Origin of the sequence: Streptococcus sp. 4155 (assembly GCF_013276695.1) — a bacterium.
Classification (GTDB): Bacteria; Bacillota; Bacilli; order Lactobacillales; family Streptococcaceae; genus Streptococcus; species Streptococcus pseudopneumoniae.
Genome location: NZ_VMLM01000011.1, coordinates 1 through 26,345, shown reverse-complemented (window position 1 = coordinate 26,345; position 26,345 = coordinate 1). Strand labels below are relative to the sequence as shown.

33 protein-coding genes and 4 pseudogenes are annotated in these 26,345 nt (G+C 38.2%); 2 read left to right on the top strand and 35 right to left on the bottom strand.

The genetic code is table 11. From position 1 onward, the window contains the following. Window positions 1-278: 278 nt before the first annotated feature. The 30 genes from HT715_RS01710 to HT715_RS01590 all read right to left on the bottom strand — a co-directional run bounded on the left by HT715_RS01710 (window position 279) and on the right by HT715_RS01590 (window position 18,991). Window positions 279-1,172, bottom strand: coding sequence for an XRE family transcriptional regulator (locus HT715_RS01710; protein WP_000343887.1), 894 nt, complete (start codon window positions 1,170-1,172; stop codon window positions 279-281). A 20-nt stretch (window positions 1,173-1,192) separates the two neighbouring features. Further along, entirely contained in the window at window positions 1,193-1,387 is a 195-nt protein-coding gene (locus HT715_RS11795; protein WP_000757183.1) for a hypothetical protein, read from the bottom strand. Between the two features lie 401 nt (window positions 1,388-1,788). Continuing rightward, a complete protein-coding gene (locus HT715_RS11790; RefSeq protein WP_119919613.1) occupies window positions 1,789-1,995 on the bottom strand; it encodes a bacteriocin immunity protein in 207 nt (68 codons plus the stop codon). A gap of 78 nt (window positions 1,996-2,073) precedes the next feature. After that, entirely contained in the window at window positions 2,074-2,253 is a 180-nt protein-coding gene (locus tag HT715_RS11785) for a hypothetical protein (RefSeq protein WP_050219186.1), read from the bottom strand. 80 nt (window positions 2,254-2,333) lie between these two features. After that, the gene (locus tag HT715_RS11780; protein ID WP_078374288.1) at window positions 2,334-2,549 is read right to left on the bottom strand and encodes a bacteriocin immunity protein; all 216 of its coding nucleotides are present in this window, start codon (window positions 2,547-2,549) and stop codon (window positions 2,334-2,336) included. Continuing rightward, window positions 2,549-2,731 (bottom strand): class IIb bacteriocin, lactobin A/cerein 7B family, encoded by a 183-nt coding sequence (locus tag HT715_RS01705; RefSeq protein ID WP_172922800.1) that lies wholly within the window; start codon window positions 2,729-2,731, stop codon window positions 2,549-2,551. The genes HT715_RS11780 and HT715_RS01705 overlap by 1 nt, the downstream gene beginning before the upstream one ends. A gap of 8 nt (window positions 2,732-2,739) precedes the next feature. Then, window positions 2,740-2,940, bottom strand: coding sequence for a hypothetical protein (locus HT715_RS01700; protein WP_000478865.1), 201 nt, complete (start codon window positions 2,938-2,940; stop codon window positions 2,740-2,742). A 27-nt stretch (window positions 2,941-2,967) separates the two neighbouring features. Next, the gene (locus HT715_RS01695) at window positions 2,968-3,162 is read right to left on the bottom strand and encodes a class IIb bacteriocin, lactobin A/cerein 7B family (RefSeq protein WP_000180815.1); all 195 of its coding nucleotides are present in this window, start codon (window positions 3,160-3,162) and stop codon (window positions 2,968-2,970) included. Between the two features lie 34 nt (window positions 3,163-3,196). Next, window positions 3,197-3,352: a hypothetical protein gene (locus tag HT715_RS01690; RefSeq protein WP_001004584.1), complete on the bottom strand. Its 156-nt coding sequence runs from the start codon at window positions 3,350-3,352 to the stop codon at window positions 3,197-3,199. Window positions 3,353-3,363: 11 nt separating this feature from the next. After that, complete coding sequence (locus HT715_RS01685) at window positions 3,364-3,492, bottom strand: smi_0059.1 family bacteriocin-like peptide (RefSeq protein ID WP_000658224.1); 129 nt, start codon at window positions 3,490-3,492, stop codon at window positions 3,364-3,366. A 241-nt stretch (window positions 3,493-3,733) separates the two neighbouring features. Continuing rightward, complete coding sequence (locus tag HT715_RS01680) at window positions 3,734-4,780, bottom strand: DUF6287 domain-containing protein (RefSeq protein ID WP_000732623.1); 1,047 nt, start codon at window positions 4,778-4,780, stop codon at window positions 3,734-3,736. 29 nt (window positions 4,781-4,809) lie between these two features. Further along, window positions 4,810-6,207 (bottom strand): N-acetylmuramoyl-L-alanine amidase family protein, encoded by a 1,398-nt coding sequence (locus HT715_RS01675; protein WP_054392670.1) that lies wholly within the window; start codon window positions 6,205-6,207, stop codon window positions 4,810-4,812. Between the two features lie 46 nt (window positions 6,208-6,253). After that, complete coding sequence (locus tag HT715_RS12210; RefSeq protein WP_023935473.1) at window positions 6,254-7,489, bottom strand: CAP domain-containing protein; 1,236 nt, start codon at window positions 7,487-7,489, stop codon at window positions 6,254-6,256. 198 nt (window positions 7,490-7,687) lie between these two features. Beyond that, window positions 7,688-8,275 carry a recombinase family protein gene (locus HT715_RS01665; RefSeq protein ID WP_023935475.1) on the bottom strand — a complete coding sequence of 196 codons (588 nt, stop codon included), beginning with the start codon at window positions 8,273-8,275 and terminating at the stop codon, window positions 7,688-7,690. Window positions 8,276-8,882: 607 nt separating this feature from the next. Further along, window positions 8,883-9,008: a PncF family bacteriocin immunity protein gene (locus HT715_RS12360; RefSeq protein ID WP_007284823.1), complete on the bottom strand. Its 126-nt coding sequence runs from the start codon at window positions 9,006-9,008 to the stop codon at window positions 8,883-8,885. 2 nt (window positions 9,009-9,010) lie between these two features. Next, window positions 9,011-9,241 (bottom strand): bacteriocin-like peptide BlpU, encoded by a 231-nt coding sequence (gene blpU / locus HT715_RS01660; RefSeq protein ID WP_001093485.1) that lies wholly within the window; start codon window positions 9,239-9,241, stop codon window positions 9,011-9,013. A gap of 192 nt (window positions 9,242-9,433) precedes the next feature. Next, window positions 9,434-9,634 (bottom strand): SPPN_00645 family bacteriocin-like peptide, encoded by a 201-nt coding sequence (locus HT715_RS01655; protein WP_001055966.1) that lies wholly within the window; start codon window positions 9,632-9,634, stop codon window positions 9,434-9,436. Between the two features lie 29 nt (window positions 9,635-9,663). Beyond that, complete coding sequence (locus HT715_RS01650; RefSeq protein WP_000439598.1) at window positions 9,664-9,855, bottom strand: hypothetical protein; 192 nt, start codon at window positions 9,853-9,855, stop codon at window positions 9,664-9,666. 19 nt (window positions 9,856-9,874) lie between these two features. Then, window positions 9,875-10,057, bottom strand: coding sequence for a class IIb bacteriocin, lactobin A/cerein 7B family (locus HT715_RS01645; RefSeq protein WP_000435077.1), 183 nt, complete (start codon window positions 10,055-10,057; stop codon window positions 9,875-9,877). A gap of 110 nt (window positions 10,058-10,167) precedes the next feature. Next, entirely contained in the window at window positions 10,168-10,308 is a 141-nt protein-coding gene (locus tag HT715_RS01640; protein ID WP_001004581.1) for a hypothetical protein, read from the bottom strand. A gap of 11 nt (window positions 10,309-10,319) precedes the next feature. Next, the gene (locus tag HT715_RS01635) at window positions 10,320-10,448 is read right to left on the bottom strand and encodes a smi_0059.1 family bacteriocin-like peptide (RefSeq protein WP_000658221.1); all 129 of its coding nucleotides are present in this window, start codon (window positions 10,446-10,448) and stop codon (window positions 10,320-10,322) included. 494 nt (window positions 10,449-10,942) lie between these two features. After that, complete coding sequence (locus HT715_RS01630) at window positions 10,943-11,674, bottom strand: response regulator transcription factor (protein ID WP_001221866.1); 732 nt, start codon at window positions 11,672-11,674, stop codon at window positions 10,943-10,945. Then, on the bottom strand, window positions 11,671-12,486 hold the full coding sequence (locus HT715_RS11765; RefSeq protein ID WP_007285090.1) for a GHKL domain-containing protein: 816 nt from the start codon (window positions 12,484-12,486) through the stop codon (window positions 11,671-11,673). Before HT715_RS11765 ends, HT715_RS01630 begins: the two co-directional genes overlap by 4 nt. A 564-nt stretch (window positions 12,487-13,050) precedes the next feature. Next, complete coding sequence (locus HT715_RS01620; protein WP_000425303.1) at window positions 13,051-13,197, bottom strand: smi_0057.1 family bacteriocin-like peptide; 147 nt, start codon at window positions 13,195-13,197, stop codon at window positions 13,051-13,053. A gap of 152 nt (window positions 13,198-13,349) precedes the next feature. After that, window positions 13,350-14,579, bottom strand: a complete 1,230-nt coding sequence (locus HT715_RS01615; protein WP_031243362.1) for an N-acetylmuramoyl-L-alanine amidase family protein — start codon at window positions 14,577-14,579, stop codon at window positions 13,350-13,352. A gap of 112 nt (window positions 14,580-14,691) precedes the next feature. Beyond that, window positions 14,692-15,546, bottom strand: a complete 855-nt coding sequence (locus HT715_RS01610; protein WP_023935480.1) for a C40 family peptidase — start codon at window positions 15,544-15,546, stop codon at window positions 14,692-14,694. Window positions 15,547-15,826: 280 nt separating this feature from the next. Further along, window positions 15,827-16,060 (bottom strand): acyl carrier protein, encoded by a 234-nt coding sequence (locus tag HT715_RS01605; protein WP_000136445.1) that lies wholly within the window; start codon window positions 16,058-16,060, stop codon window positions 15,827-15,829. Between the two features lie 5 nt (window positions 16,061-16,065). After that, window positions 16,066-17,058, bottom strand: coding sequence for a phosphate acyltransferase PlsX (gene plsX, locus HT715_RS01600; RefSeq protein WP_023932889.1), 993 nt, complete (start codon window positions 17,056-17,058; stop codon window positions 16,066-16,068). Continuing rightward, on the bottom strand, window positions 17,055-17,825 hold the full coding sequence (gene recO, locus HT715_RS01595; protein ID WP_023932887.1) for a DNA repair protein RecO: 771 nt from the start codon (window positions 17,823-17,825) through the stop codon (window positions 17,055-17,057). The genes plsX and recO overlap by 4 nt, the downstream gene beginning before the upstream one ends. After that, window positions 17,822-18,991: a pyridoxal phosphate-dependent aminotransferase gene (locus HT715_RS01590; RefSeq protein WP_000366350.1), complete on the bottom strand. Its 1,170-nt coding sequence runs from the start codon at window positions 18,989-18,991 to the stop codon at window positions 17,822-17,824. Before HT715_RS01590 ends, recO begins: the two co-directional genes overlap by 4 nt. Before the next feature lie 148 nt (window positions 18,992-19,139). Between HT715_RS01590 and HT715_RS01585 the strand changes: the two genes are divergently transcribed. Continuing rightward, window positions 19,140-20,150, top strand: coding sequence for a YeiH family protein (locus HT715_RS01585; RefSeq protein ID WP_054392675.1), 1,011 nt, complete (start codon window positions 19,140-19,142; stop codon window positions 20,148-20,150). 182 nt (window positions 20,151-20,332) lie between these two features. Here the strand turns inward: HT715_RS01585 and HT715_RS01580 are convergent, their stop codons facing one another. After that, a complete protein-coding gene (locus HT715_RS01580; RefSeq protein WP_050971606.1) occupies window positions 20,333-20,770 on the bottom strand; it encodes a CoA-binding protein in 438 nt (145 codons plus the stop codon). Window positions 20,771-20,853: 83 nt separating this feature from the next. Continuing rightward, window positions 20,854-23,487 carry a DNA polymerase I gene (polA, locus tag HT715_RS01575; RefSeq protein ID WP_138706611.1) on the bottom strand — a complete coding sequence of 878 codons (2,634 nt, stop codon included), beginning with the start codon at window positions 23,485-23,487 and terminating at the stop codon, window positions 20,854-20,856. Window positions 23,488-23,931: 444 nt separating this feature from the next. On the opposite strand from polA, the pseudogene HT715_RS12355 reads away from it, so the two are divergent. Continuing rightward, window positions 23,932-24,295: pseudogene (locus HT715_RS12355) on the top strand (IS66 family transposase); the annotation flags it as partial. 222 nt (window positions 24,296-24,517) lie between these two features. Here HT715_RS12355 and HT715_RS11755 read toward each other — a convergent pair. From HT715_RS11755 to HT715_RS01555, 3 pseudogenes are all read right to left on the bottom strand, one after another. Then, window positions 24,518-24,850: pseudogene (locus HT715_RS11755) on the bottom strand (N-acetylmuramoyl-L-alanine amidase family protein); the annotation flags it as partial. A 622-nt stretch (window positions 24,851-25,472) separates the two neighbouring features. Next, window positions 25,473-25,898: pseudogene (locus tag HT715_RS01560) on the bottom strand (IS30 family transposase); the annotation flags it as partial. Beyond that, window positions 25,899-26,345: pseudogene (locus HT715_RS01555) on the bottom strand (IS630 family transposase); the annotation flags it as partial.

The following is a 26,345-nucleotide window of genomic DNA, read 5'->3' as shown; positions in this document are numbered from 1 at the left end:
TAGGAGTTGTTCAATTTTTGTGTTTCTTCGTTTGTAAGTTTCATAACTACTATTATAAGATGTTTTTTGATTTTAGTCCAGTATAAAACATTCCTTTAATCCAATATAAGAATACTTTATTCCATTAATCTCTACCTGATATTATAGATAGAACCAAACTCTTATACTTAAAGGGACAAATAACGTTCCAACCATAATAAACCTCCTTTCTTTTTGAGAGCGTTTTCTTTATAGGCTTAGTATAACAAAAACATGAAAAAAACAACATGACTTAGAAGTCAGGTTGTTGGGAAATCTATTTGTTTTTCTTCTAAGATTCTCTGAACTAATATCTGATCATCTAGCAATTCTGCTAGAGAAATTGCCTTTTCATAGAAACTTTCTGCCTCTAAAATATTCTTGTCTACAAATAAAGCATATTTTGCCTTTAGCAAAAATAGATGAGGTCGGTAAAAAACATGTCTTGTTTTAGCAATAATTTTCTCAAATGTTTGAATATATATCAGACTATCTTCTGTCTGAATTTGGATAAATAGGCTCAGAAGAACTTTTTCCATCTGAGCTAGGCTAGCCTTATCTTCATATTCTGAACATAGCAATACTTTTTGAGCTAACTCCTCAAAATGTTCTTTATCTTCTAATCCCATAGCACAACAAAAGAAATACAATTCAATAATCAACAAATCATTTACAGAAAAATATTTCTTTTTTAATAACTGCTGGAAATATTCTTCCACTAACCCTAAACCGTAGGTCACATCTGAACTACCATAAATATCAAAACGAGCTTGTGTCACATCCACAATTAACTGCTCTTCCTCAGGCAAATTCTCATAATAGTTTTCATATATTTCCTCAAGTATAGCTTCTTTTCGTTCGATTCTTCCCTTATCAGCATAGGTTTGAGAATGAATCAGCTCATCTTTGAGTTTTAGGAATCCTTTTGGAATCTCTATAACCTTAACATCCACAATATTCTGTAATGATACTCCAAGTTTATCCGCAATCAATAATAATTTAGGAAGTGTTGCTAAAGCTTGCCCATTTTCAATACGTGCTAGCTGACGAATCGTCAACTCTGATTCATCACCACAAATATCTATCTGAGTTTTTCCACAAGATCGCCTAATAGTTTTGATTTTATAACCAATTTCACGTTTCAACTCATCCATAGTAATACTCCTTAAGTTGATTACAAAGATTTCTTTTTCTTCCTAATTCTTTTGTCAATCATGTACAAAACGATAATCAAAAACAGCGGTGGTACAATATAACTCTTTTCACTCATTCTCAGCTGAAATCCCAGAGTTGCTAGTATCTTAAAGATGAAAATATTCATCAAAAATAGAAAAACAAATACTAAAAAATATCTTAAAACCTTCTTCATTTCTTTTCTTCAACTCTCCTAATTTCTATACCTATTTTATCAAATTTTATCAAAAAATACATGTAAAACTCCAAATAAACAGCTCAAATACACTTTTTTGGCAAAAAATAGGCAGAACAAACGTCCTACCTACTAAAAATATGCTATTGAAAGGAAAATGATTTTTTTCTGATACCCTAGGCAAGCTTGGGACAAATAAATCATTGATAGTAACCTTTACGACATCCTATTTAAAGTTACTTCAATTTTTAATGTCTCTGCTATTTCTAAGCCACCTCTGGTATGATCTATTCATAGTCAGAATAGATAACACAGTTCTAAATTACGATTCATAGTTACTCCTTTTTTTGATTCGTTACTATAAGACACCTATTCCCTATAGAACGTCTACTACCTCAAATTTATCCATTCTTTTTTTCTTTACTTCTGTATAAAAGAATGAAGACCATCATAAATAATGCAATCGTTGGTATATTGAAACTATCAAACCAAGTAGGTAAAGATACTTTATTTATGTCAGCTACTAATCTAATGATTATATAGGACATCGAACTAAGTAATACCATGATTTCAGGCCAAACTTTCAGTATTGATTTAACAAATTTCATATTAAACTCCAATGTGATGCATCCTTAGATCCTAGCCTAGCTATTTTCAGCGCAGACTAACATGTCATTCTTAACTGTTTACTCTACTCGCTTTTTATTGACCTTATATCCTAGATAAAAGAGCCCAAATAAAACGGGGTAAATTTCTGGATAAAATAAGGTATTGATCGGATTTTTTAACATCAAATACGTTGCGATGTAGATTATGAGCGATACGGTAAAATATCCCTCAGCGAATCCTAATAAAAATGTTTTCATAAGAAACTCCTATTTGCCTGACAAGAATGGCGGAAAAACGCTACCATTCATATACATAAAATCCTTTTGATTCATGTTCTTCATTTATAGTTTTGATTATTTTTTGACAAATCTTTGCGAAAAATACCAAAATATGCTGCGAAAAGCAAACCAACCAAAGTCCATTGCCAATTAAAGGATACTAACGAACCTGTACGAATCACATGAAGCGCGACATTAAGAGTTATTCCCAACAAAGGACATATCGTGGCTAGTTTAGGTAACAATGTATTGAGATTAAGGTTGCGACTGTTCATTATCTAACGCCCACGACGAGCAAAATCTGAGCAAAATCTGAACCAAATTTGTAACCAGCATTAAAAATTTGTACAGCAGCATTCAGTACTCCTGCAATCCCAACTGCTTCCGCAAGACCAAAACCACCTTTTGTTCCCACTAATTCATCGTCAGATAATTGATAAAATTGTTCTAAGTTCATATTCGTCATTACTCCTTTGTATTATATTTTATTGCTATGTAAATGATTAAAATGAGTATTGGATAAGTAAATACTTCTGAAATATCCATAAAATTTATACTATACTGTCCAGATAATATTTTATAATCAATTAAAATTTGAACGATAGTAAAAATAATACGTAGCGATAACAATACCCCTAATAATATCACTTCTTTTTTTAAAAACATAGAAATGCCTCTCTGACTACAATCAGATTATGGTCTATTCGCATAATACCCCAAAGCTGCTCCTCCAGCAAAAAGCGCTGCTGCTCCACCTGCTACTGCTGCACCTATCTTCCAGATAGACACTCCGGCGATTACAAGAGGCAATGCTCCCCCATCCACATCCATCAACTCTTCTTCTGTAAGAGCTACAAAGTTCTGTTCCATTTTGTCAAAATTTGTCATCTTTTTTCTCCTCTTGTTCTATTTTTTCTAAATCTTATCTTCTAAAAAATGGGGTTCCAATAAATATACCGCGTAACAATAGACCTGTAATTAGACCCCGTTGATAACTTTCCTTGCTACCACCCACCAGCAAAGCTAAGTCGCTCTCCTTTAATACTTCAATAGTATACTTATCATTCATTTCATTCATCTCTTATCCTCCTAAAAACCAAAACCTCTACGAAATCCAATGTACCAATCTGCAAGGGTCTTCACCCAACTTTCTCCACCTTGAATATCGGTCAATTCTTCCGAAGTTAGCTCAACAAATCCGTAATAATGTTCTTTCATTATTTTATTCCTTTCTTTTTCTTCTCACTTATCTATTCGAAAAAAATTTCAAAAATGTACAACTAAATTAAATTTTATTTAAAAAATAATTTAATGAACCATGAATAGAAAATTGGCAGATACATAAAGCAAACTCCTTTCTTTTTCCTCTTACTTATCTATTCGAAAAGGAAGTCAAAAAAATAAGAATATCAGAAAATTTTCCGACATTCTTATTGATAAATTTGTAAGTCTATTAAAACTATTCTACCTTGTAAAAAAATCCCTCGGTACTACCATTGATAAGTTGGTGTCCAAACCATAAGCGGTCTTGTGTAATATCAGACGAGTCAGTATAGCCATTATCTGAAGAAGAGGTGACAGACATGGTTATAGGGATTCCTGCTGGTAAAAAGGCAATAGCTGCACCAGCACCTCCATCTTTAGAAACAGAACTTGCCTTGAGATAGTGGTCAATTTCCTTAGCATGTTCAATTGAAATCTTGGAATGATCACTTACTAAACCATTTTTGTCAAAGGTGAATTCAATACCTGTACGATTCCTCCAAGTGCCTGCGACACTAGAAAAATCTCCATTTTGAATTGCAGTAATATCCATCCCTTTACTTTCTGACGGAAGGCTTGTTTCTCCATTTATGAGACTTGTGACAGATTTCCAAAAGAAAGATCTTATGTCAAGGGAAGGTGGTTTTGTCCCCAGTCCCTCTTCTGTATCTGATTCAATGACTAGTTCTAACAGTGTTCCATCCTGATTCAACTTGTATAGTTTAAGTTGGATTTGATTAGTAGATACTCGGGTAGATAATTGAAAATAACCATTTTCTAAAGGATTAAAATGTACTCGCTCTCCAATAAAGTCCAGATTGTTTTCTGCATTGGTCAGTCGAATAACTTCACCATTTTTAAGAGTTCGAATATCTAATAAATCGTAATAGTTAGAATCCATTTTTAGGGCAATCAAAAGTTCGTCCGTACCGTCTTGGTCTAAATCATACAAGCTATACTGTAATCCAGAATATTCTTTAGGATAAGTGTTTTTTAAGTTTGCTTTTGAATTGATCTCTGTATGTGAAGTTGACGAACCATCTAATACTTTGGCATATTCTTTAAGAACAGGATTATATAGGGTGTAATCAGGTTTCTTCTCTTCCGATGTAGAAAAAGTTGAACTAGTACTTGAAGCAATTGCTTCAGAACTTGTTGCAGAAGTGTTTTCACTCTGATGTTGGCAAGCCGTTAAAATAGAGATAGCTAATATACTAATACTGAATAGAAATAATTTTTTCATATGTTTAATCTTACAATTTGAAATTGTTTTTATACCCACTCACCGTTGTAACTGACACGATAACCGTCAGGTGTAGTTGTATTGATTGCGAGTGCACCAGAGCTATAGGCATAGTACCATTTGCCAGATACTTTCATCCAGCCTGTTTTCATAGCTCCTGAATCTTGAAGGTAGTACCAGCTACCGTTATCTTTGACCCAACCTGTCTTCATCGCACCTGAGCCGTCGAGATAGTACCACGTGCCGTTGTCTTTTACCCAGCCAGTTTGCATCCAACCAGAGTTATCAAAACGATACCAAACACCATTGATTTTTTCCCAGTCATTAGTTGTATAAGTGCCATCTTCGTGTTTATACCACCAGCGACCATTCGAATACATCCAAGTAGATTTAGACTGATGGGTCGTCATGGTTGTATCCGTGTTAGAATAGTTTCCAGATGACGAACTTGTAGAAGTTGACGAGCTAGATGAATTCGAACCTGATTGAGTTGTGGTGTTAGTATTTGAATTTGTTGAAGGATTTCCGATAGTCACCTCTTTTCTAACTTTAAAGACACGTTTTCTATTATCAACTGAGTGATCGTGCGGAGAGCCAGCTTCTCCAGACATCTCCAAGATGTATGTTCCGGCAGGAAACTGTCTGATATCGAAAACATCCCCTTTAAATTTATTACTATAAATTAAAGGCAAAAGAAATTGGTCGTTGACGTCATTAGTTAGACCACTAAAGATGACATCATTATTATGTTGGTACACAATCTTTCCGGTAGCCTTATCAATTAGAGTAACATTTCCTCTAGCTGCATTATCTCCTCCGTGTTGTAGTGGCTCTGAGAGTACACCTTCAAAATTAAATCCAAAATGATGAATTTCAACCTTTGTAATTGTTGCTTCTATTTGTTTTTCAGTACTCGTATTCGAGATAGTATTTGCTTGATTATTTGATAAGACTTCTAGTTTGGTTACATAAGTGTAAAAAGGACCTCCTTTTCCTAGATTTTCTCTGACATCAGCAGTTAACTTATAGAGAGTACCATTTAATTCAAACTTCATGGTATAGATACCATAGTCTGTTGCTTTAAAGACAATTGTTTTACCGTTGAATGTAGCAATGCCGTTGGATTCAAAACTTGCAAATTGCTTAGAGAATTCTTGTCTATAAGCATTATCTACCCAATCAACCGTTGTAAATTCACCATCAGAAAATGCTCCAAGTTGTGCTTTTCTTTTTTCTACAAGCGTCACATCTGTTGCGACTAAATCTGTATCACGATACCCAAGAGCAGGTTCTTCAACATAAGCATTAGCTGCAGGAGACCAGAACTTGACCATCGGGACGCCACTTGCTGCATTGACACTTGAAATTGTAGCTCCTGTTGCTAGGAGTGATAAAACTGCTGTAGTCGTTAAAACGATTTTTTTCATAATTTTTGTATTCCTTTTCTTTTTATCTATTTTTTATAATCTTATCCTATACCCATTCTCCATTGTAATTGACGCGATAGCCGTCTGGTGTAGTCGTATTGATTGCTAGGGCACCAGAGCTATAGGCATAGTACCATTTCCCAGATACCTTCATCCAGCCTGTTTTCATAGCACCTGAGCTATCAAGATAATACCAACTACCGTTATCCTTGAACCAACCAGTCTTCATAGCACCTGAACCGTCGAGATAGTACCACGTGCCGTTGTCTTTTATCCAGCCAGTTTGCATCCAACCTGAACTATCGAAGTGATACCAGATATTATCTAATTTTGCCCACTGATTGTAAGGGTAAGACCCATCAAGTTGCATAAACCACCAACGAGAACCAGATTGTCGCCAAAAACCCATACCCCTACCAATATCTTGCATTTGAAAAAAGAAACCTGGTTTATTAGTCCCGTTAGACTTACCTTGTTTTGTTTTCTTACTGGTATGAGTTCCGATTGCCTTCAAGTCTTTGTCAAAAAGATTCGCCTTAGTCGCAAATGTTTGAATCTGAGAAGAATTTGCTTCTGTATATTGAATGGCCTTTCCATAACCACCAGCTAATTCTTCAGAGCCACCAGATGATGTTCCGAAACTTTGTGCAACGGTAATCCATCCATTTTGAGTGACAGGGTTTTCAAAGGCTGCCAAACCCATATAGGTCAATTCTGAATTGATTAAGGATTCGTAGTGTCCAGTTTGACCAGATACACTTGCCCCACTACGAGATTTGACGTAATCTGCTTTTTCGTCATACCATTGATTAATAGCTGTCATAAATCCATCATAGTTCCAAGCTAAGTTTTCGGCTAGTGAAAAATTCCCTGAAGGCCAGGCACTCCAAATATCTTTATTAGATAAACGTTTATGATGCCTAGTTACAGAAGCTTCTGCTGCCCGAACGAAGGCTGTTTTTTCTAGTTCAGTTGACCATTTGATCGGAACATAGCTAGTAACTAGACCTTCATCTGCTGCCTCTTTTCGAATAGCATTGATACGATCTAAGATAGCCTGTTTATCTGGCGTTAAGAAAGTCCCTTCAATCCCAACTAGAGTAGTACCAGAAGAAGTACTAGTGACCTCAGAGTTTAAGATATTGTAGGATTGACCTTTGATTGCTTGAGTGGAAACCAGCCTATCATTAGCAACTACTGATTGTGATGTAACAATTCCTACCCCAAGAAGTGATAGAGCTGAAATCGTTGCAAGTGTGAACTTTTTAGCTTTGGTGTCCATTTCGTGTCCCCCTATTTTTATTTATTGTAAAATAATCAGTTTGTCCTAAAATCTAGACTTTTTTGGACAAACTTGATAAAATGGAAGTGTAATAATAATTGGTCAAAATGCTGGATTTTAGAACCTTTTTTCTAACGAAAACGCTTCTAAAATAGACTGTATTTTCTGTCCAAAAAATCCTAGGTTTTTTGACAAGAACTATGAATTTTTTATCCAATTGTGAAAGGTGCTTTTTGATACTCCTAAGATGTCTGCACCTTCTCGTAAGGTTATTTCTTTTTTCTTATATTGAGCTATCACATCAGGGAGATTATTCGGAACAACCAATTTTGGTCTGCCGAATTTCTTCCCTTTTTTCTGTGCTTCCCGTATTCCTTCCATTTGTCTTTGTTTGATTTGTTCTCTTTCAAACTGTGCCACATAAGATAGGACTTGTAAAACGATATCGGAGATTAGTTTTCCTGTGATATTATCATTGCTATTCTTTGTATTTAATAAGGGGAAATCTAAAACAGTTATATTTACTTTCTTTTTCTTAGTAATTGCTTGCCATTGTTCTAAAATTTCATCATAGTTTCTTCCCAACCTATCAATTGATTTAATAACCAATTCATCATTTTCTTTCAAGGTAGTTAATAATTTTTGATATTCCATTCTGTCAAAATCTTTTCCTGAAACGTAATCAATAAAAATATTCTCTTTTGATAATTTGTTTTCTACCAATGCTGAAAATTGCCTATCAATATTTTGTTCTTTTGTAGATACTCGAACATAACCGTAACGCATAAAAACTCTCCTTTTTACACTTATTGTAAAATATAAAAGAGGGCAAAATGCCCTCAAGGAGTAGTGTATTCAATTTCTAGCAATTATATATTAGTTCAAACTGGTTCATCAAGCCTTAAAAGTATGTAAAAAATCACAAACTAAGACCTCCTTCATTCCTTTTCTTCAACTTTCCTAATTTCTATACCTATTTTTTATCAAAAATACATGTAAAACTCCAAATGATGCAAATAGACACTTCAACTGCACTTTTTAGCAAAAAATAGGCAGAACAAACGTCCTACCTACTAAAAATATGCTATTTTGAAAGGAAATTGATTTTTTACTGACACCCTAGGCAAGCTTGGGACAAATAAATCATTGATAGCAACATTTACGACATCCTATTTAAAGTTACTTCAATTTCTAATGTCCCCGCTATTTATAAGCCACCTCTGGTATGATCTATTCATAGTCAGAATAGATAACACCGTTCTAAATTACGATTCATAGTTACTCCTTTTTTGATTCGCTACTGCAAGATTCCTATTTACCTGATAAGAGGAGAGATGGTCCTCTTTACATGTGCAAGATAATTTTGAATCAGATTCATCATTTATCGTTTTGATTATTTTTTGACAAATTTTTCTGTTTTCTTCTCCGAAGACTTTAAAAATTTTTTTCTAATTAGATCATCCATATAGGGACCAAATATACCAACTACTAAACCAATAATAAAACTTTTAAAATCCATAATTACCACCAACATGTCGCTGCATAGGCCACACCTCCAAATATAGCTCCTCCCGCAGCACCAGTTGCTGCACCTTGCCATGTTCCTGTTTTAATTCCTAGCTGAAGACCTCGTGCTGCTCCTCCTCCAACACCTGCTTTGGCAAAATCTCCCCAATTGCATCCGCCACCTTCAAGGCAAGCAAGTATCTCAGTATCCATAATTTCAAATTGTGACATCGTTTTTGTATTCATAACGAATGCCTCCTTTTTTATTTTAATGCTTGTCTTGTTGCAAACTTGACAAGTTTGGTATAGCAGTGTTTATTAAATTGTTTCATCCAAATCTTGAATTACTGAAATAATCATTCCCTGTATTCCTCTTATTTATCTATTCGAAAACGAATTCAAAAATATAATATATGATATTCATTTTAATAAACTATATTAATAAAATGCATTGTAAACATTTCGCCCAAATGATCTACCAGCATTATAGATACCACCGAAAAATCTTCCCGTACTATCAATCACTTTGTGGACATCGATGTTAATATTACCTCTCCATGACACTCGACCACCCTCTACTGTTGCCAAATCTTTTTCTGTAAGACTTGTAAATTTTTCTTCAATTTTTATCATATTCATTATGTCTGTTCCTCTTTATCTATAATTTTTTATTGAAACAAATAATTGTAAATTGTTTCGCCAAACTTCTGCCCCGCCCAATAAACCGGTCCTAAAAGTAATGTCCCTAAAGCATAAATCCCAACTACTCCAACTATGAAAATGAATACTTTCACAGGAATTGACTGCAAACTGTAAAAATTCTCTACCCTAGTAATCCAACTTTCTATTATGCGTTCCATCAGCGCTCTTCCTTCCCTGTTAACGTCCACGACGCTTAGCATGTGCTCCTGAAGCACCATCTACCGCACCCAATAAAAATGTTCCTGCAATTGCGACTCCTCCAACTACTACCAGACCAAATAGCAAGCCTCCTTCTACATCGGCCAATTCCTCATGACTCATTACATGAAAATTATTTTCCATATTTTTAATTTGTTCCATCTTATTCTCCTTTTTTGATTCTTAACAATTGAAAAAGGTAGTTATTTGTATTTCCTTTTTCATATATTCTGTTCATTGTTGTAGGTAAGCTTCACTCTCTAAATATTATCTTAGAATCCAAATAACGCACGACGTAAAATGAACCCCACCATTAAACCATGTTGGTAACTTGCCTCACTACCACCCACCAGCAAGGCTAAGTCGCTTTCCTTTAATACTTCAATAGTATACTTATCATTCATTTCATTCATCTCTTATCCTCCTAAAAACCAAAACCTCTACGAAATCCAATGTACCAATCTACAAGGGTCTTCGTCCAATTTTCTCCACCTTGAATATCGGTCAATTCTTCCGAAGTTAGCTCAACAAATCCGTAATAATGTTCTTTCATTATTTTATTCCTTTCGTTTTCCTCTTACTTATTTATTCGAAAAATAATTCGAAAATGTACAACTAAATTAAATTTTATTTAAAAAATAATTTAATGTACCATGAATAGAAAATCGGTAGATACATAAACCAGGCTCCTTTCTTTTTCCTCTTATTTATCTATTCGAAAAAGAAGTCGAAAGTGTACAACGAAATTAAATTTATTTGAAAAATAATTTAGTAAACCACGGATAAAAAATTGGTAGATACATGAACTAGGCTCCTCTCCTTTTCCTCTTACTTATCTATTCGAAAAACAATTCAAAAATAAACAACTAAATTAAATTTTATTTGAAAAATAATTTAATATACCATGAATAGAAAATCGGTAGATACATGAAGCAAACTCCTTTTCTTTTCCTCTTACTTATCTATTCGAAAAAGAAGTCAAAAAATAAGAATATCAGAAAATTTTCCGATATTCTTATTGATAAACTCATTCAAATCTAACAGATATTAGACATTAAGATATTTTTTAAGGGTTCTTCTGGCTGTTCGTGATACGGGGAAATGCAAGCCTTCTAACAAGGTCACTTCTGTGGCAGTCATCTCTTCAATAGCCTGTAAACTGACTAACGTATTGCGATTGGCATAGACAAAGTAATCTTTTTCAGCCTTGGCAGCGATATCCTTGAGACTGCCATAAATGGTCTTGATAGAATGATTGGCATAATAGACCTTGATACGATGGGATTCCACTGAAGTTTCAAAGGCTAAAATTTCATGGTAGGGCAGAGTGAAGCCCCGTCTTCCCTCAAAACTATAGGTAAAGAGACGCATATTTTCCCTCTTATCTACTGCCAGTACATAGTCCAGACAGCGCTCCAGCTGATGACAGTAGTCCGCCTCTGGCTGATCCTTGGAAATAAAATCCAAGGCAGACAAGTGGTAGCGAAAAGCTAGAGGTAAGGCCTCCGAGTGCGTGGACACAAAGACAATGCTTGTAAAAGGATCCCGCTCCCGAACCTGTTGAGCAACCTGAAAGCCCCGTTCACGCTCTCCATCAATCTCTAAATCTAATAAATAGAGCTGGTAATGGTCAAAATACTGAGAATACTTTTCAACATCCCCATAGTTTTTGGCAATATCAATTTCCAATCTTAAATTGCGAGAGCGACCGATATCTAGTAAAGTCTGCTCTATCCGTCCTTGCTGGACTCTATCGTCTTCCAAAACTAAAATTCTCATTCCTCTCCCCCTCGTTTCTCATCCTTAAATGGCAATTCTAAATCTTGTCTAAAAGTCGTCTCTCCTAGCTGGGTATCTAAGTTTAAATCATAATGAAAAACCATGTCCTCCAAGGTTGCCAAGCCCAGTCCACTGTGGTTATCCTTGGTAGAGTAACCCTTTTGACTGAGAATACTGGGATTCAGTTCTTCTTTCTTACGAGTGTTTTCAATGATAAAACGGACACTCCTATCACCTGCCAATAAAGCAACCCGAATCTGCGGATTTTCAGCCTCACTGGCTGCTTCTAAAGCATTTGTCGTGAGGATAGAGAGGATACGGATAGCCTCCAACATAGGCAATGCCAGCTCTTCGACAACCCCCACCGTCTCCAAACTAAAATGAATTCCCTGCTTATCTGCCACAATCATGGCTTTTGCCAAGGTATTGCGAATAGCTATATCATGGATATTGTGAAGATTAAAGGCCGTGTAATCCGCCTTCCTCAGCTTTTCATTAGTCTTTAGAAAGACATCTTGATAAATGGTAGATACCTCAGCCATGTCTTGATTTGCTATGGCAGGCTCCATGCTGGCGACAATTCCCGCAAAATCATGACGGAAACCTCGAACCTCATCATAGAGATGTCCCAACTTATCCACCATTCCTTGCAAGGAACGATTTTCATCTTCCTGTCTCTGAATGGTCTGCTCATCACGATAAACCTGCTCCAAATGCTTGATGTAAAAGAGCCAAGAGAAAAAGAGAATGAAAATCAGGAGAGAAATGGTCGTATCAAAACGAACGTAGAACGAACTATTTCTATTGGTCATAAACGAAGAGAATATCCTAAATCCAGTCAGAGGTAGGATAATGAAAAAACTCTTATAATAGTGGGTTTTGAAAGCATCTGAAAAGAATAAATCCAAATCCAAAGAACAACGTTTCATAATTGTAGAACATAGAAATATTGATAATAAATCAAATACAGATCTATATAAAGTGGAAAACGAATCTACAAAACAACAAGGCTCACCAGATAATACACGAATCCAAATTGTCAAAAATAAATAACGAATACTTTGAAAGAAGAGAAAAAGATACAGAGAAAGAAAAAAAGCTTCCCCTTTTCCCTTGTGCAATACTAGTAAAAAAATACAGTAAAAGAAGAGAATGATTCCTATATGAAATAATTCTCCAAATGTTTGGCGAGCAGATAAACTAATTAAAAATACAAGGACCCAATAACGTTTTTTATAAAATTCTGGGGAAATTTGAGCACCCAAATAAATAGTAGGAACCATGGTTGAAACGACTACCAACAGTATATATAGCACAGAAACTAAGAATTCTAAAATAATCATAAATAAATCTAATCTCTAACGAATACTGTGAATTTAAGCAAAGTGTCTACCCGTACTAAATAATTTATCGCACCATTTTACGGTATCTTCAAAAATCCCTCCACCATTCACTTCTTCCAAAACCTCTGGAGTTAACTCTTCAAATTGTTCCAATTCTACAAATGTATTTTTCATTTCCATGACAGACTCCTTTTCATTATTTTATAGATAACTCTATCCCCTGCTCCATCTACAAAAGGCTTTAGTTTCCTTTTAAAATACAAGAAATCTAAAGCCTCCTGAAAATGGTATATTGGTTAGAGCGTTAACGATTAGTTGTGAAGATGTTATTTTTATTTAACCACAACCACTTTATAATATTCGTTTGAGTGTGGAGATTCAATTTTAATTTTTTCACCATATAAACCATCGATTTCTTTATCCAGATAATCTGAAACTCCTGATGGCAAGCGTTTCATCTTAAGAATTTCACCAGATTGATCCGCATAGGCTAGGATGTGATAGTGGGTTGTAGCCATACCATCATCAATCAATACAAAGTAACCTGTTTTGAGCTTACCTTGCTCATTTTCTAAATAGTATAGTTTATTGTTATTGATTGTAAAGTGGGTAGCTCCAAGACGAAGTCGTGCACCTGGATTTTCTAAATAGACATCATTGCCAACTTTTTTAATCTCTGAATAGGTTGTCATTGCTGGGATATTAATCACACGATGTCCATTTTCATCAAAGTAGTAGCGATTTGGTAAGTTTTGGAAGTTCTGTAAAACTGCCTTAGGATCAATTTCTTGTCCTTCTTCTTTATTATCCACTAAAGCTAAGGTAGTATTTGCAACCTCATCTCCATATTTATTAGAAAACTTCTTGAACTCTGGTCTGATATACCAAGCATTTTTTTCAATAATAACATCGTCACCTTTAGCATTTAGCAAATATTCTTGCCCATCTCCAAGTTTGACAATATCATGAATACTGTATCCAGCATCTTTTCTATTTGCTAGATAGCCATCCTTACCAATGACATAACTTTCCCCATCACTGGCTAGAACAGCTCTATCTGCAACCATAGCACCTGATTTTTCAAAGTAAGACCATTTACCATCTATGAACTCCCAACCTGTCATCATAGAACCACTAAAATGAAGATAGTACCATGTAGACCCTTCTTTGTACCAACCTGTACGCATGGCGCCACTATCTGCTAGTGAGTACCATGTGCTACCTTCCTTGTACCAGCCAGTACGCATGGCGCCACTATCTGCTAGTGAGTACCATGTGCTACCTTCCTTGTACCAGCCAGTACGCATAGCGCCACTATCTGCGAGCGAATACCAAGTGTTACCGTCTTTGAGCCAACCTGTCTGCATTTTACCAGTGATGTCGAAGTGATACCATGACCCAGCATTTTGTACCCATTTATCCTTAGCTAGACTGCCATCTTGTGAAAGATTCCAGTCAGCACCATTTTTAACCCAAGTATCTGCAGCCTGTGCTTGGTTGATAGACAAAAGTAGACCAGCACCTGCAAGCAAACCAAGTGTAAGTAGTTTAGATTTTTTCATAACCATTTCCTCCTTTATTGAATAGCTATAAGAGGGCTTCCCCTCTTTATTTAGCTATATTCTAATACTTTTCATTGTCAAAGTCAATAATATTGTGAAAAATTAGACAATATTACCAATATCTACGAATTGTATTTTGAGTAATACCGTATTGATTCATATAAGAAACATATTGACCTGGATATGGAGCATGAACTACCTTTCCACCACCAACATAAATACCTACATGGTCATTTGTCTCTTCACTATTATACAAAATCAAATCTCCAGCTTGTTGAGAACCATTACTTATATAGCTTCCTCCTGTTGCTTGACCATAGGTTACTCTAGGAATACTAATATCAAACTTAGCATGAATAGCCATCGTAAATCCTGAGCAATCTACGCCACTATTCAAATCTGCCCCACCCCAAACATATGGGATTTTTCCTACAAATGTCTCTGCGTATTCACCAAGTGCCTGTCCACGATTTTCTACCCATACACCACTGGCTCTAAAGAAGTATGGTGTACCATTCACACGTTGATAACCAGTGACCATAGCACCACTAGCAGATAAGTAGTAATAATTACCATCAGGTTGAATCCAAGTATTTTCTTTCATCCATCCTTGGTCATCAAAATAGTACCACTTGCCATCTAATTGTTCCCAATTTTTAGCATACCCACCTGAACCGTATTTAAACCACCATTTACCATTGGTTTGCATCCATGTTCCTTTCGGATCACGATATTGATTGAAAGCTTTCTTCTCTTGATTTCCCTCTGCTTGGGTTTCTTTATCTTCAAAACCAATCAATTTTACTTGATCAGCTTCTTCAGCTTTTATCTTGCCTTGATTAACTAATTGAGCAATCGCTTCTTTCTCACTTGCTGATGGGGAATCAGCATAGGCTACCGTAGTATTTGCTAGGAGAACGCCTCCTGCAAGAACTAACAAACTAGAATAAAGATATTTTTTCATCATAAAAATCCTTTCTTTTCTCCTTTTTGGAGATTGATTTTTTCTGACTCCATTATATCCCTTATTTGTCCTCAGATTTCTACTGTCCCTAGAAAGACTAAATCTGTTCCTAAACGGTCACTTATACTCAATGAAAATCAAAGAGCAAACTAGGAAGCTAGCCGCAGGTTGCTCAAAACACTGTTTTGAGGTGGCAGATAGAGCTGACATGGTTTGAAGAGATTTTCGAAGAGTATTAAGCCAAATAAAAAATTCCAAAGCAAATGCCTTGGAACTCCGATTTCTATTTTGCTTGAATGATTTTAACAACATCTCCTACACTTTGGAGTTGGTCAATTTCTTCGTCGCTGATTTCGATATTAAATTCATCTTCCAGTGTCAAGATAAACTCCATCAAGTCAACTGAGTCAGCATCCAAATCGTCTTTCAGACTCAAGGATTCTGTCACGACAAAGTCCTCTCCCTGTCGCTCTTGGATAATGGTTACAATACGGTCAAAAATTTCTTTTTCTGTCATCTCTTTTATTCTCCTGAAAATTCACGCGCAGTCTGGGCAACTACGTCTGTTTCTAGCATGGTACGAATCTGGCGAATCGTACTATAAACAGCCTTGGCATCGCTTGAGCCATGAGTCTTGACAACAGGTGCCTTGACACCAAACAAGACCGCTCCACCAACATCTGAGTAGTTGAGCTGTTTTTTCAAACCTCTGAGGCTATCCTTGAGAAGGAGTGCGCCTAGTTTCGCTCGAAGACCACCACCTGTAATAGCTGTCTTGAGCAATCCCATGATTCCCATGGCTGTCCCTTCGATGGATTTGAGCACAGCGTTTCCCGTGAAACCATCTGCCACGACAACATCCGCAACGCCATTCATCAAATCACGTGCTTCCACGTTTCCGATAAAGTTCAAACTTTCATCAGCTGCTAGTAATTCGTAAGTTTCCTTACGAAGCGGGTCACCCTTGCTACTCTCTGTTCCATTGTTAAGTAAGCCAACACGTGGTTGCGCAATGCCACGGACATTTTTAGCATAGAAAGAACCTAGAACCGCATATTGATGGAGGTGCTGGGCTGTATTTTCTGCATTGGCACCGAGGTCCAGCATGTCAAACCCCTTCCCATCTACAGTCGGCAAAGTCGACATAAGTCCAGGACGATCGATGTTCTTGATACGACCCACGATGAAGAATCCTGCCGCCAACAAGGCACCTGTATTCCCAGCCGAGAGAACAGCGTCTGCTTCTCCTTCTTTGACAGCCTTGGCCGCCAATACCATACTGGCATTTTTCTTCTTCCGAATAGCTCTCGTAGGTTCATCGTCTGAATCAATCTTTTCATCCGTATGGATAATGCTGACGCGCTCTGTCGCTGTCAGATATTGCTTGATTTTAGCTTCATCTCCGTAGAGTTGAACCTCAATATCTGAAAAGTCAGCTAGGGCTTGATTGACACCCTCAACGATGGCTTGAGGTGCGTAATCGCCCCCCATGGCATCTACTGCGATTTTTTTCATTTCTTTTCCTCTTTTAGTAATTGTCCCCAGTCTGCTAGGGAATCAATAAATTTCTTTGATTTTAGGTGAATCCCAACGTACTCTTCGTAGAGCTGATCCATAAACTGGCGTAAGTCTTGCTTGATATCGGGCTTGAGCGAAATGGTCTCCAAGGTCTCAAAATCAATGGCTTGAAATTGATTGAGCAGATAAGGGATATTGGGATTGAGATGGCAACGTCTCTCATCCTCATGATAATGCTCTGAACAGAGGCAGGCTCCATATTTGAAAGAAAAGTCAAAAGCCTGACCGACCCGATGGCAAAAGACACACTCATTAAAATTAAGGCTGATCCCAAATCGAGTCAAAATTTGAATTTCAAAAATATTGGTCAAAACCTGATAATCCAAGCCTGCTTCCATCAACTCCAAAGTCTTTTGCAAAAAAGCAAACAAGGGAGCATCCTGCTGATTGTCCTGCAAACTAGCATCTGCAAGAGCTGCCACATAGGTCGCATAGGCCATGACAAAGAGGTCACTATTAATCTTGGGAAAAGTCATGACCTCATGATAGTCTTCGATGTAACTGAGTCCGTCATCATTGATTCGCAAGAGAAATCGTGCCAGCACCAAGGGCTGAATAACAGGCGCCAGCTTAGACTGACCAGCGTGTTTGACAAAAAACATGCGTTTGCCAACCTGCTCTGTAAAAATCTTGACGAGCTTGTCATCCTCACGAAAATTGCGATTATAGAGCACCAAGCCTTGACTCGTGATAGACTGAATCATGCTTCTCTCATATACTCCTCAAGTCGTTTCATGGCTTCTTTGATAGTCTCCATGCTGGCTGCATAAGACAGGCGAACATAACCTTCTCCATAACACCCAAAGGCAGCACCAGGGATAAAGGCAACAGCCTTCTTCTGAGCAAAATCCTTTAGAAAGGCAAAGGAGTCTTGGTTGTAACCAGCTGGAATCTTAGCAAAGATATAGAAGGCACCGTCTGGTTTGATAATCTCAAAACCAAGAGCAGTCATTTTCTCGATAATATAATCACGACGCTGGATATATTCCTTCTTCATAGGCTCCGCATCGTTTTTACCAGCCGTCAAGGCCTCCACCGCAGCGTGTTGCGCCATGGTATTTGCGGCAGTCACCAAGTACTGGTGACTCTTGATTAACTGAGCTGTGAAGGCCGCAGGAGCGAAAATTAGTCCCAAACGCCAACCGGTCATAGCATGCGATTTAGATAGACCATTGATAATGATAGCCTGGTCTCTCAACATCGTTCCTAGAGATACATGGGCTTCGCCTGTATAGGTCAATTCTGAGTAAACCTCATCACAGACAACGAAAATTTCGTACTTGCGTAAAACGTCTGCCAAGGCCTCCAACTGCTCCCGACTATAGGTAATTCCTGTCGGATTAGCTGGATAGTTGAGAATAACCGCCTTGAGCTTGTCTCCCTGCTCCAAAATGGCCTTTTCCAACATCTCAGGAGTCAAGACAAAACCATTTTCAGTTGTGTCAATCTCGACAATCTCTGCCCCAACTAGATTGACAATCGGTTCATAACCTGGATAGGCAGGAGCTGGCAAGAGCACCTTGTCTCCCTCTTCCAAAATAGCTGTCAAAGTCGCAGATAAAGCCTCTGTCGCCCCAATTGTAACCAGGATTTCATTTTCAGGAGCATAGTCCAGTTGGTACTTTTCCTTAACAAAGTCACTGGCTGCCTGACGTAGAGTCAGCAGACCACTCATCCCTGTATAGTAGGATTGGTTCTGGTCAATCGCTCGCTTGGCCGCCTCCTTGACATGATCTGGCGTTGTAAAATCAGGTTCCCCCAAGGTCAAACGCAAGACCCCAGGAATCTCCGAAATAGCCTGGTCAAACTGACGAATCAACGAAACTTGAATCTTATCTAACTGTTTATTAAAGCGCTTAGTTAAGTCCATAGATACCTCCTACTGTAAAAACGTATCTCTATTATACTACAAAAGCCCCCCGACCGCAAAAATACATAATAGAATAACTTTCCACTTTCTACTTTACTTTTCCTGTTTTTATGTCTATAATGGTAAAAGATTTTATTTGGAGGTTTTTATGTCATTTCTATCAAAAAATGGAGCAGGTATCTTGGCCTGCCTTCTCATTTCTATCGTATCTTGGTACTTAGGAGGATTCTTCCCTGTCATTGGCGCGCCCGTTTTTGCCATTTTCATGGGAATGCTCCTACATCCCTTTCTCTCGTCTTATAAACAACTGGATGCGGGATTGACCTTTAGTTCTAAAAAATTGCTCCAGTATGCCGTTGTCTTGCTTGGTTTTGGTCTCAATATCTCGCAAGTCTTCGCAGTTGGGCAATCTTCGCTCCCTGTCATCCTATCCACCATTTCAATAGCTCTGATTATTGCCTACTTCTTCCAGCGCTTCTTTGCCCTGGATACAAAACTGGCTACCTTGGTTGGAGTAGGTTCTTCTATCTGTGGTGGTTCTGCCATTGCTGCGACAGCGCCCGTTATTGATGCTAAGGAAAAGGAAGTAGCCCAATCCATTTCCGTTATCTTTTTCTTCAATGTCTTGGCTGCGCTCATCTTTCCAACCCTCGGCACCTGGCTTCATCTATCCAATGAAGGCTTCGCCCTCTTTGCAGGGACTGCGGTCAACGACACTTCCTCTGTAACGGCTGCCGCCAGCGCTTGGGACAGTCTTTACCAAAGCAATACCCTCGAGTCTGCAACCATTGTTAAACTCACACGTACTTTGGCCATTATCCCTATCACGCTCTTTCTATCCTACTGGCAAAGTCGCCAACAAGAAAACAAGCAAAGCCTACAACTGAAAAAAGTCTTCCCACTTTTTATCCTTTACTTTATCCTTGCCTCTCTCCTCACTACACTACTCACCTCTCTAGGTGTATCCAGTAGTTTCTTTACCCCTCTCAAAGAACTCTCTAAATTCCTTATTGTCATGGCCATGAGTGCTATCGGTCTCAAAACCAATCTGGTCGCTATGGTCAAATCCAGTGGAAAATCCATTGTTCTCGGAGCCATCTGCTGGATTGCCATCATCCTCACCACTCTTGGTATGCAGACCCTTATCGGCATTTTCTAATACTCTTCGAAAATCTCTTCAAACCACGTCAACGTCGCCTTGCTGTATATATGTTACTGACTTCGTCAGTTCTATCTGCAACCTCAAAACGGTGTTTTGAGCAGTCTGCGGCTAGTTTCCTAGTTTCCTCTTTGATTTTCATTGAGTATAACACAAAAGGTAGCCCATCAGCTACCTTTTTCTTATGCTTCCTTAATCAAGCGAGTATGTTCTCTCTTGATGCAGCGATTCATCACGATGTCATCGCATCCACCAGCACGCAAGATCTCTTCCGCTTCTAGATTTTCAAGTCCTAGCTGTGCCCAAAAAATCTTGGCATCAGCTTTGAGAAAATCACGCGCCACATCAGGCAAAAACTCACTGCGACGGTAAACATTGACAATATCTACAGGAAAAGGAATCTCAGCAAGGCTAGCATAAGCCTTTTCACCCAATATTTCGCCACCTGCCGCCTTGGGATTGACTGGGATAATTTTATAACCCCGAGCCTGCATTTCCTTGGTCACTCGATTGCTGGTTGTTTCCTCACGGTCTGACAAACCCACAACAGCAAGGGTTTTACTCGTTGCGAGATACTGACGAATCACGCCATCACTTGGATTGATAAATTCTTGACTCATAAAAATCCTCCTCTTTCATCAGTATAGCACAATTTGAAAAGGCTTGCAGAATTCTACTACAAAAAGGAGGACTAGCCCCCTTTTTATTTAGCCTCGTACCAGGTTGCCCCTTCATTTTCATCTACGATGAGGGGAACACTGAGTTGAATGGCTTCTTCCATGGTTTGTTTGACCAATTTTTTCATCTCTACCAATTCAGATTTAGGAACTTCAAGGACGATTTCATCGTGCACTTGCAGAAGCATCTTAGTCTGATAACCACCCTCAACTAGAGCCTTGTCTAGCTGAATCATGGCAATCTTGAGAATATCTGCTGCTGAACCCTGGATAGGTGAGTTGATAGCTGTCCGCTCCGCAAAACCACGAATGTTGAAGTTACGCGAATTGATATCTGGCAACTCACGACGACGCTTGAAAAGGGTCTCCACATAGCCCTTATCACGCGCCTCACGCACCACTTCATCCATGTAATTTTTAATACCTGGGAAGCGTTCAAAGTAGGTATCAATATAGGCTTTGGCTTCCTTACGGCTAATGCCTAAATTATTAGACAAACCAAAGTCTGAAATACCATAAACCACTCCAAAGTTAACCGCCTTGGCATTGCGACGATCGTTTGCAGTCACATCCTCAGGACGCTCAATGCCAAAGACCCGCATGGCTGTCGAAGTATGGATATCTGCCCCCTCTTGGAAGGCCTTAATCAAGTGCTCATCCTTAGAAATATGCGCCAAAACGCGCAATTCAATTTGTGAATAGTCCGAGCTGAGCAATACACTATCCTCCCACTCTGGCACAAAGGCCTTCCGAATCAAGCGCCCTTGTTCCAAACGCACAGGAATGTTTTGCAGGTTTGGATCTACACTAGACAGACGACCTGTTTGGGTCAAATCCTGCACATAACGAGTATGAATCTTGCCATCATCCAAAATCCAGTCCTGCAAGCCAATTACATAAGTCGATTGAATCTTAGCAATTTGACGGTAGTCTAGGATTTTCTTAACAATCGGAGCAATAGGAGCCAAGCGTTCCAAGACATCCACCGCTGTCGAATAACCTGTCTTGGTTTTTTTAGTGTATTCTAAAGGAAGTCCCAATTTTTCAAAGAGAAGCACGCCCAACTGCTTAGGCGAGTTGATATTAAACTCCTCACCAGCCAACTCGTAAATCTCTTGAGTCAGTTTTTCAATGACAAGCTCATTTTCAGCCTGCATCTCAAGCAAGGTCTCTTTCTTGACCGTAATCCCAGCAATTTCCATCTTGGCAAGGACAAAAGCCAGAGGTTGCTCCATATCATAAAGAAGCTCTAATTGCCCATTTTCGCTGAGTTTTTCAAGTAAAATAGGCTCTGTTTCTACCAAAACAGCAAGTTTACAAGCTAAGTGTTCCAAGAATTTCTCACGTTCAGGAATGGCCTTTTTAACACCCTTACCGTAGAAAGTTTCATCATCAACCAAGTAAGTCTGACCATAAAGACTAGCGATGGTCGCAATTTCATTGTCCTCCACAGTCGAAAGGAGGTATTTAGCCAAACGGATGTCAAAAGCAGGCGCCTGCAAATCCACACCAAAACGTTGCAAAAGAACTTTAACCTTCTTAAAGTCATAAACTCTCAGAGATGTTTTTTCTAAGAAATCCTTGAAAATCGGGTCTTGCAACAGCTCAAGCTTGTCTGTGGCATAGAGCTTATCCCCACAAGACCAGGCAAATCCAACCAAATTATCCGTATGGTAATTCTCACCAAAAAGCTCAAAGTGGAAGATAGACTCTTCACTCAGCATATCTTGACTGATTTGGTCAACAATAGTAAAATCCAAACTCTCAGACACATCAGCTGACGACACATTTAAAGCCTGCTTTAGCTGTTTGAAGCCCATCTCATCGTAGAATTTCCCAAGATTTTCAACATCTGGACCACTATAGACCAAGTCCTCTAAACCAATCGCAATCGGTGCCTTGGTATCAATGGTCGCTAGTGTTTTAGACAAAAAGGCCTGTTCCTTATCATTGATGAGATTTTCCTTCATCTTAGAAGCCTTCATCCCATCGATATTTTCATAAATCCCCTCAAGCGAACCATGCTCCAGCAAGAGCTTAATACCCGTCTTTTCACCGACTTTGGTCACCCCAGGGATATTATCCGACTTATCACCCATGAGCGCCTTGAGATCGATAAACTGAGCTGGTGTGAGGCCCATTTCTTCCATGAGGTAATCTGGCGTAAAGGCCTCAAACTCAGCCACACCTTTCTTGGAAATCTCAACCACCGTATGCTCATCCGTCAGCTGAATCAAGTCCTTGTCCCCACTGACAATGGTAATATCAAAACCATCCTGCTCAGCTAGCTTATCCAGCGTCCCAATGATGTCATCCGCCTCATACTGAGCCAGCTCATAGTGACGAATCCCCATATGATCCAGCAACTCACGAATGAAAGGAAATTGCTCACGAAACTCATCAGGAGTCTTAGCCCGACCACCCTTATAGTCCGCATACATCTCTGTCCGGAAGGTCGTCTTTCCCGCATCAAAAGCCACCAAAATATGACTAGGCTCCACCCGCTCCAACAAATGGCTCAACATCAACTGGAAACCATAAATGGCATTGGTATGCAAACCAGCCGCATTCTTAAAACGGTCCAACTGCTGATAGAGTGCAAAAAACGCCCGAAAAGCAACAGAAGACCCATCAATCAATAATAATTTTTTCTTATCCATACACCCATTATAAAGGAAAGAATCAAAAAATACCATTGGGAAGAGCTAGAGCAAGTATTTTTCAAACTTTTTCCCGAATAAATAGATAGAAGCATTGAAACTAGTAAACTTAGATTTAAAAATGTGCTATAATGAAAGACAAACTATAAAAAAAGTCAATAGTTTATCTAAAATATTTCTTATTTCAATTTGATGATTTAGCGATGATTTTAGAGCACGGCAAAAATCCCTTGAAAAAGTCCATTTTTTTCAAAGGTAATCTTGTGTTAATTTCAGAAATTACATCACTTTTTGTTCGTCAAATGGTAGCTCTTTTTTAGGAGATAAAACATGGTTCGGATAAGTTTTTTTGCAAGGTGGATGATGGCTACATTGTAATGTTTTCCTTGTTCTAACTTAGTCTTAAACTAGGCCTTAAAAGCAGGTGAAAAGCGATTGCATGCTTTGCCAGCTGATGAACGACTACAGAAACGTCAAGAAGAGCTCCACCCCCTAATGGAAGATTTCTTTGCTTGGTGTCGATGTCAGTCAGTTTTAGCAGGTTCAAAACTAGGAAGGGNNTGGACTCTTTTAGCCTAAGCTAAATTTTAAAAAGCGAGGGTGGTTGTTTTCTCAAAATTTTGAAGGAGCTAAAGCAAGAGCTATTATTATGAGCTTGTTGGAAACAGCTAAACGTCATCAATTAAATAGTGAGAAATAGCTATCCTATCTTCTAGAATGTCTTCCGAACGAGGAAACTCTCGTAAACAAAGAGGTTTTAGAGGCTGATTTACCATGGACTAAAGTTGTACAAGAAAAGTGCAAATAAGAAATCTCCAGATTAGGAACTATCCGTGAGTTCTCTAGGCTGGAGATTTTTCAATATACTTCGTTATTAGGCGGTTACGACTGAAATATCGTCTTGTTCACTTTTTATTTTCTTCTAACCAATAGACGGAGTTGCAAGGAAAATGCCAAAAACTCTACCCCTATAGCTAACAAAGAGCAAAAAAACTAGGAGAGAACTCTCCTAGTTTTAAATTATCTTGGATTATTTAACCCACTCACCGTTGTGGTTTACTTTATAACCATCTACAGTTGTATTAACTGCAAGAGCTCCTGACGCGTATGAGTAGTACCATTTACCACCAACTTGATACCAACCAGTTGCCATTGCACCTGATGATTTCAAGTAGTACCAAGTACCGTTATCTTTAACCCAACCAGTTGCCATTGAACCGTTGTCGTTTAGGTAGTACCAAGTACCATTGTCTTTAACCCAACCAGTTGTCATCCAACCAGCTTGGTCAAAATAGTACCAAGTTCCATTGATTTTTTCCCAACCATTAGTTGTGTAAGAACCATCAGCGTGTTTGTACCACCAGCGAGAACCTGATTTAATCCATTCAGCTTTTTGAGCAGGTGTTTCAGCAGAAGCTACTAATTGAGGAGTTTTCAAAAGAGTTGCTTTACCATTTTGTACTCGAACTGTTAATTTATATGTTCCACGTTTAGTTTTAACTTCAACAGTACTATTAGCTGATTTTTCATACTTAATCTCAACTGCTTTACCATCAAGTTTCAGTTCATTACCTTCTTTATCATAAACCTTAACATATCTATCGGTAACAACTCTTTGTTTATTAGATTGTTGAGATTGTTGAGATGCAAGGTGAGACTTAATATCATCAATAGTCAAATCACCATTTTCAGTAGTATTAACTTTACCACTTGCTTCTTCTCCACGTTTAGCTGCTGCTTCTGCTGCTTCTGCTGCTTCTTTAAAGAGTTTAGAAACTTCTGCACTTGGTTCTGTTCTCTCATCAGCTGCAGGTTTAGCATTTGGCAATGTTTGAACATTAGCCTCACTAAAAGTTGCTGTATCAGCTGAAACAGCTTGTACAGCACCAAATGCTGCAAGAGCGACTGCGCTTGTCAATAAAACTTTTTTCATCGTTTTATCTCCTTTGTTTTTCTTTAAAATATTTTTTCGTAAGACTACCTTACTACCATAGATTATATAAATATTTGCAGGATTTGTCAAGAGTTTTCTTCGAGTTTTTAAACTTTTTACCTATTTTTTCAAAAAAGCCAAATTTCAAGTTCAAGTTAGCCATCAAGAAGTCTTCTCTGGGTGATTTGTAGTTCAAGCATTTTTTAGGATAGTTATTAATCCAATTTTCGATGAATGCGACTTCTTTGGGAGTCGTTTTCTTAGTTCCCTTAGGTAACCATCTCCGAATGAGCCTGTTGTGATTCTCATCAGTTCCCCTTTCCCAAGAGGCATAGGGGTGCGCATAATAGATATGTTCCTCAGAAAATACATCAGACAAGCGGTTAAATTCTGTACCATTATCTGCCGTGATGGACAGAATCTTGTCTTGTTTTAAGATGAGTTTTAAAGCCTGATTGACCGCCTCAGCACTTTTATTATGCCATATGGCATTGTCCATAACGAGTAAAAGATAATCATCTGGATAAGCTTGTGAAAGCTCTTCTAAAAAGGCGTTCATCCACTCAGTATGACATCCACCAGCGATTAAGAAAAATGATTCGCCTGTATGGGCATCAACAGCTCCATAACAATAGCGAAATTCTCGTATATAGTGACTATGGACATGTGGACCTACTCCCATTGGAGCCCAACAAGATCCCAGTTTACTGATTCTACCGAAACCAGCCTCATCTTGGTACATCAAGCGAACCTTACGAAAACGCCTACTGGTTTTAAAGCGCTTTCTTGGCTTCTTGAATTGAGATTTTATTTTTAGACGCGACAATTGTTTGAGAGTCTGCTTTCTTGGGATGTTCTGGACGTGGCCTAATATTTCGCCAACCATGGCGCTTCAAGAGTTGATAGAAGGCATCACGTGTGTAGG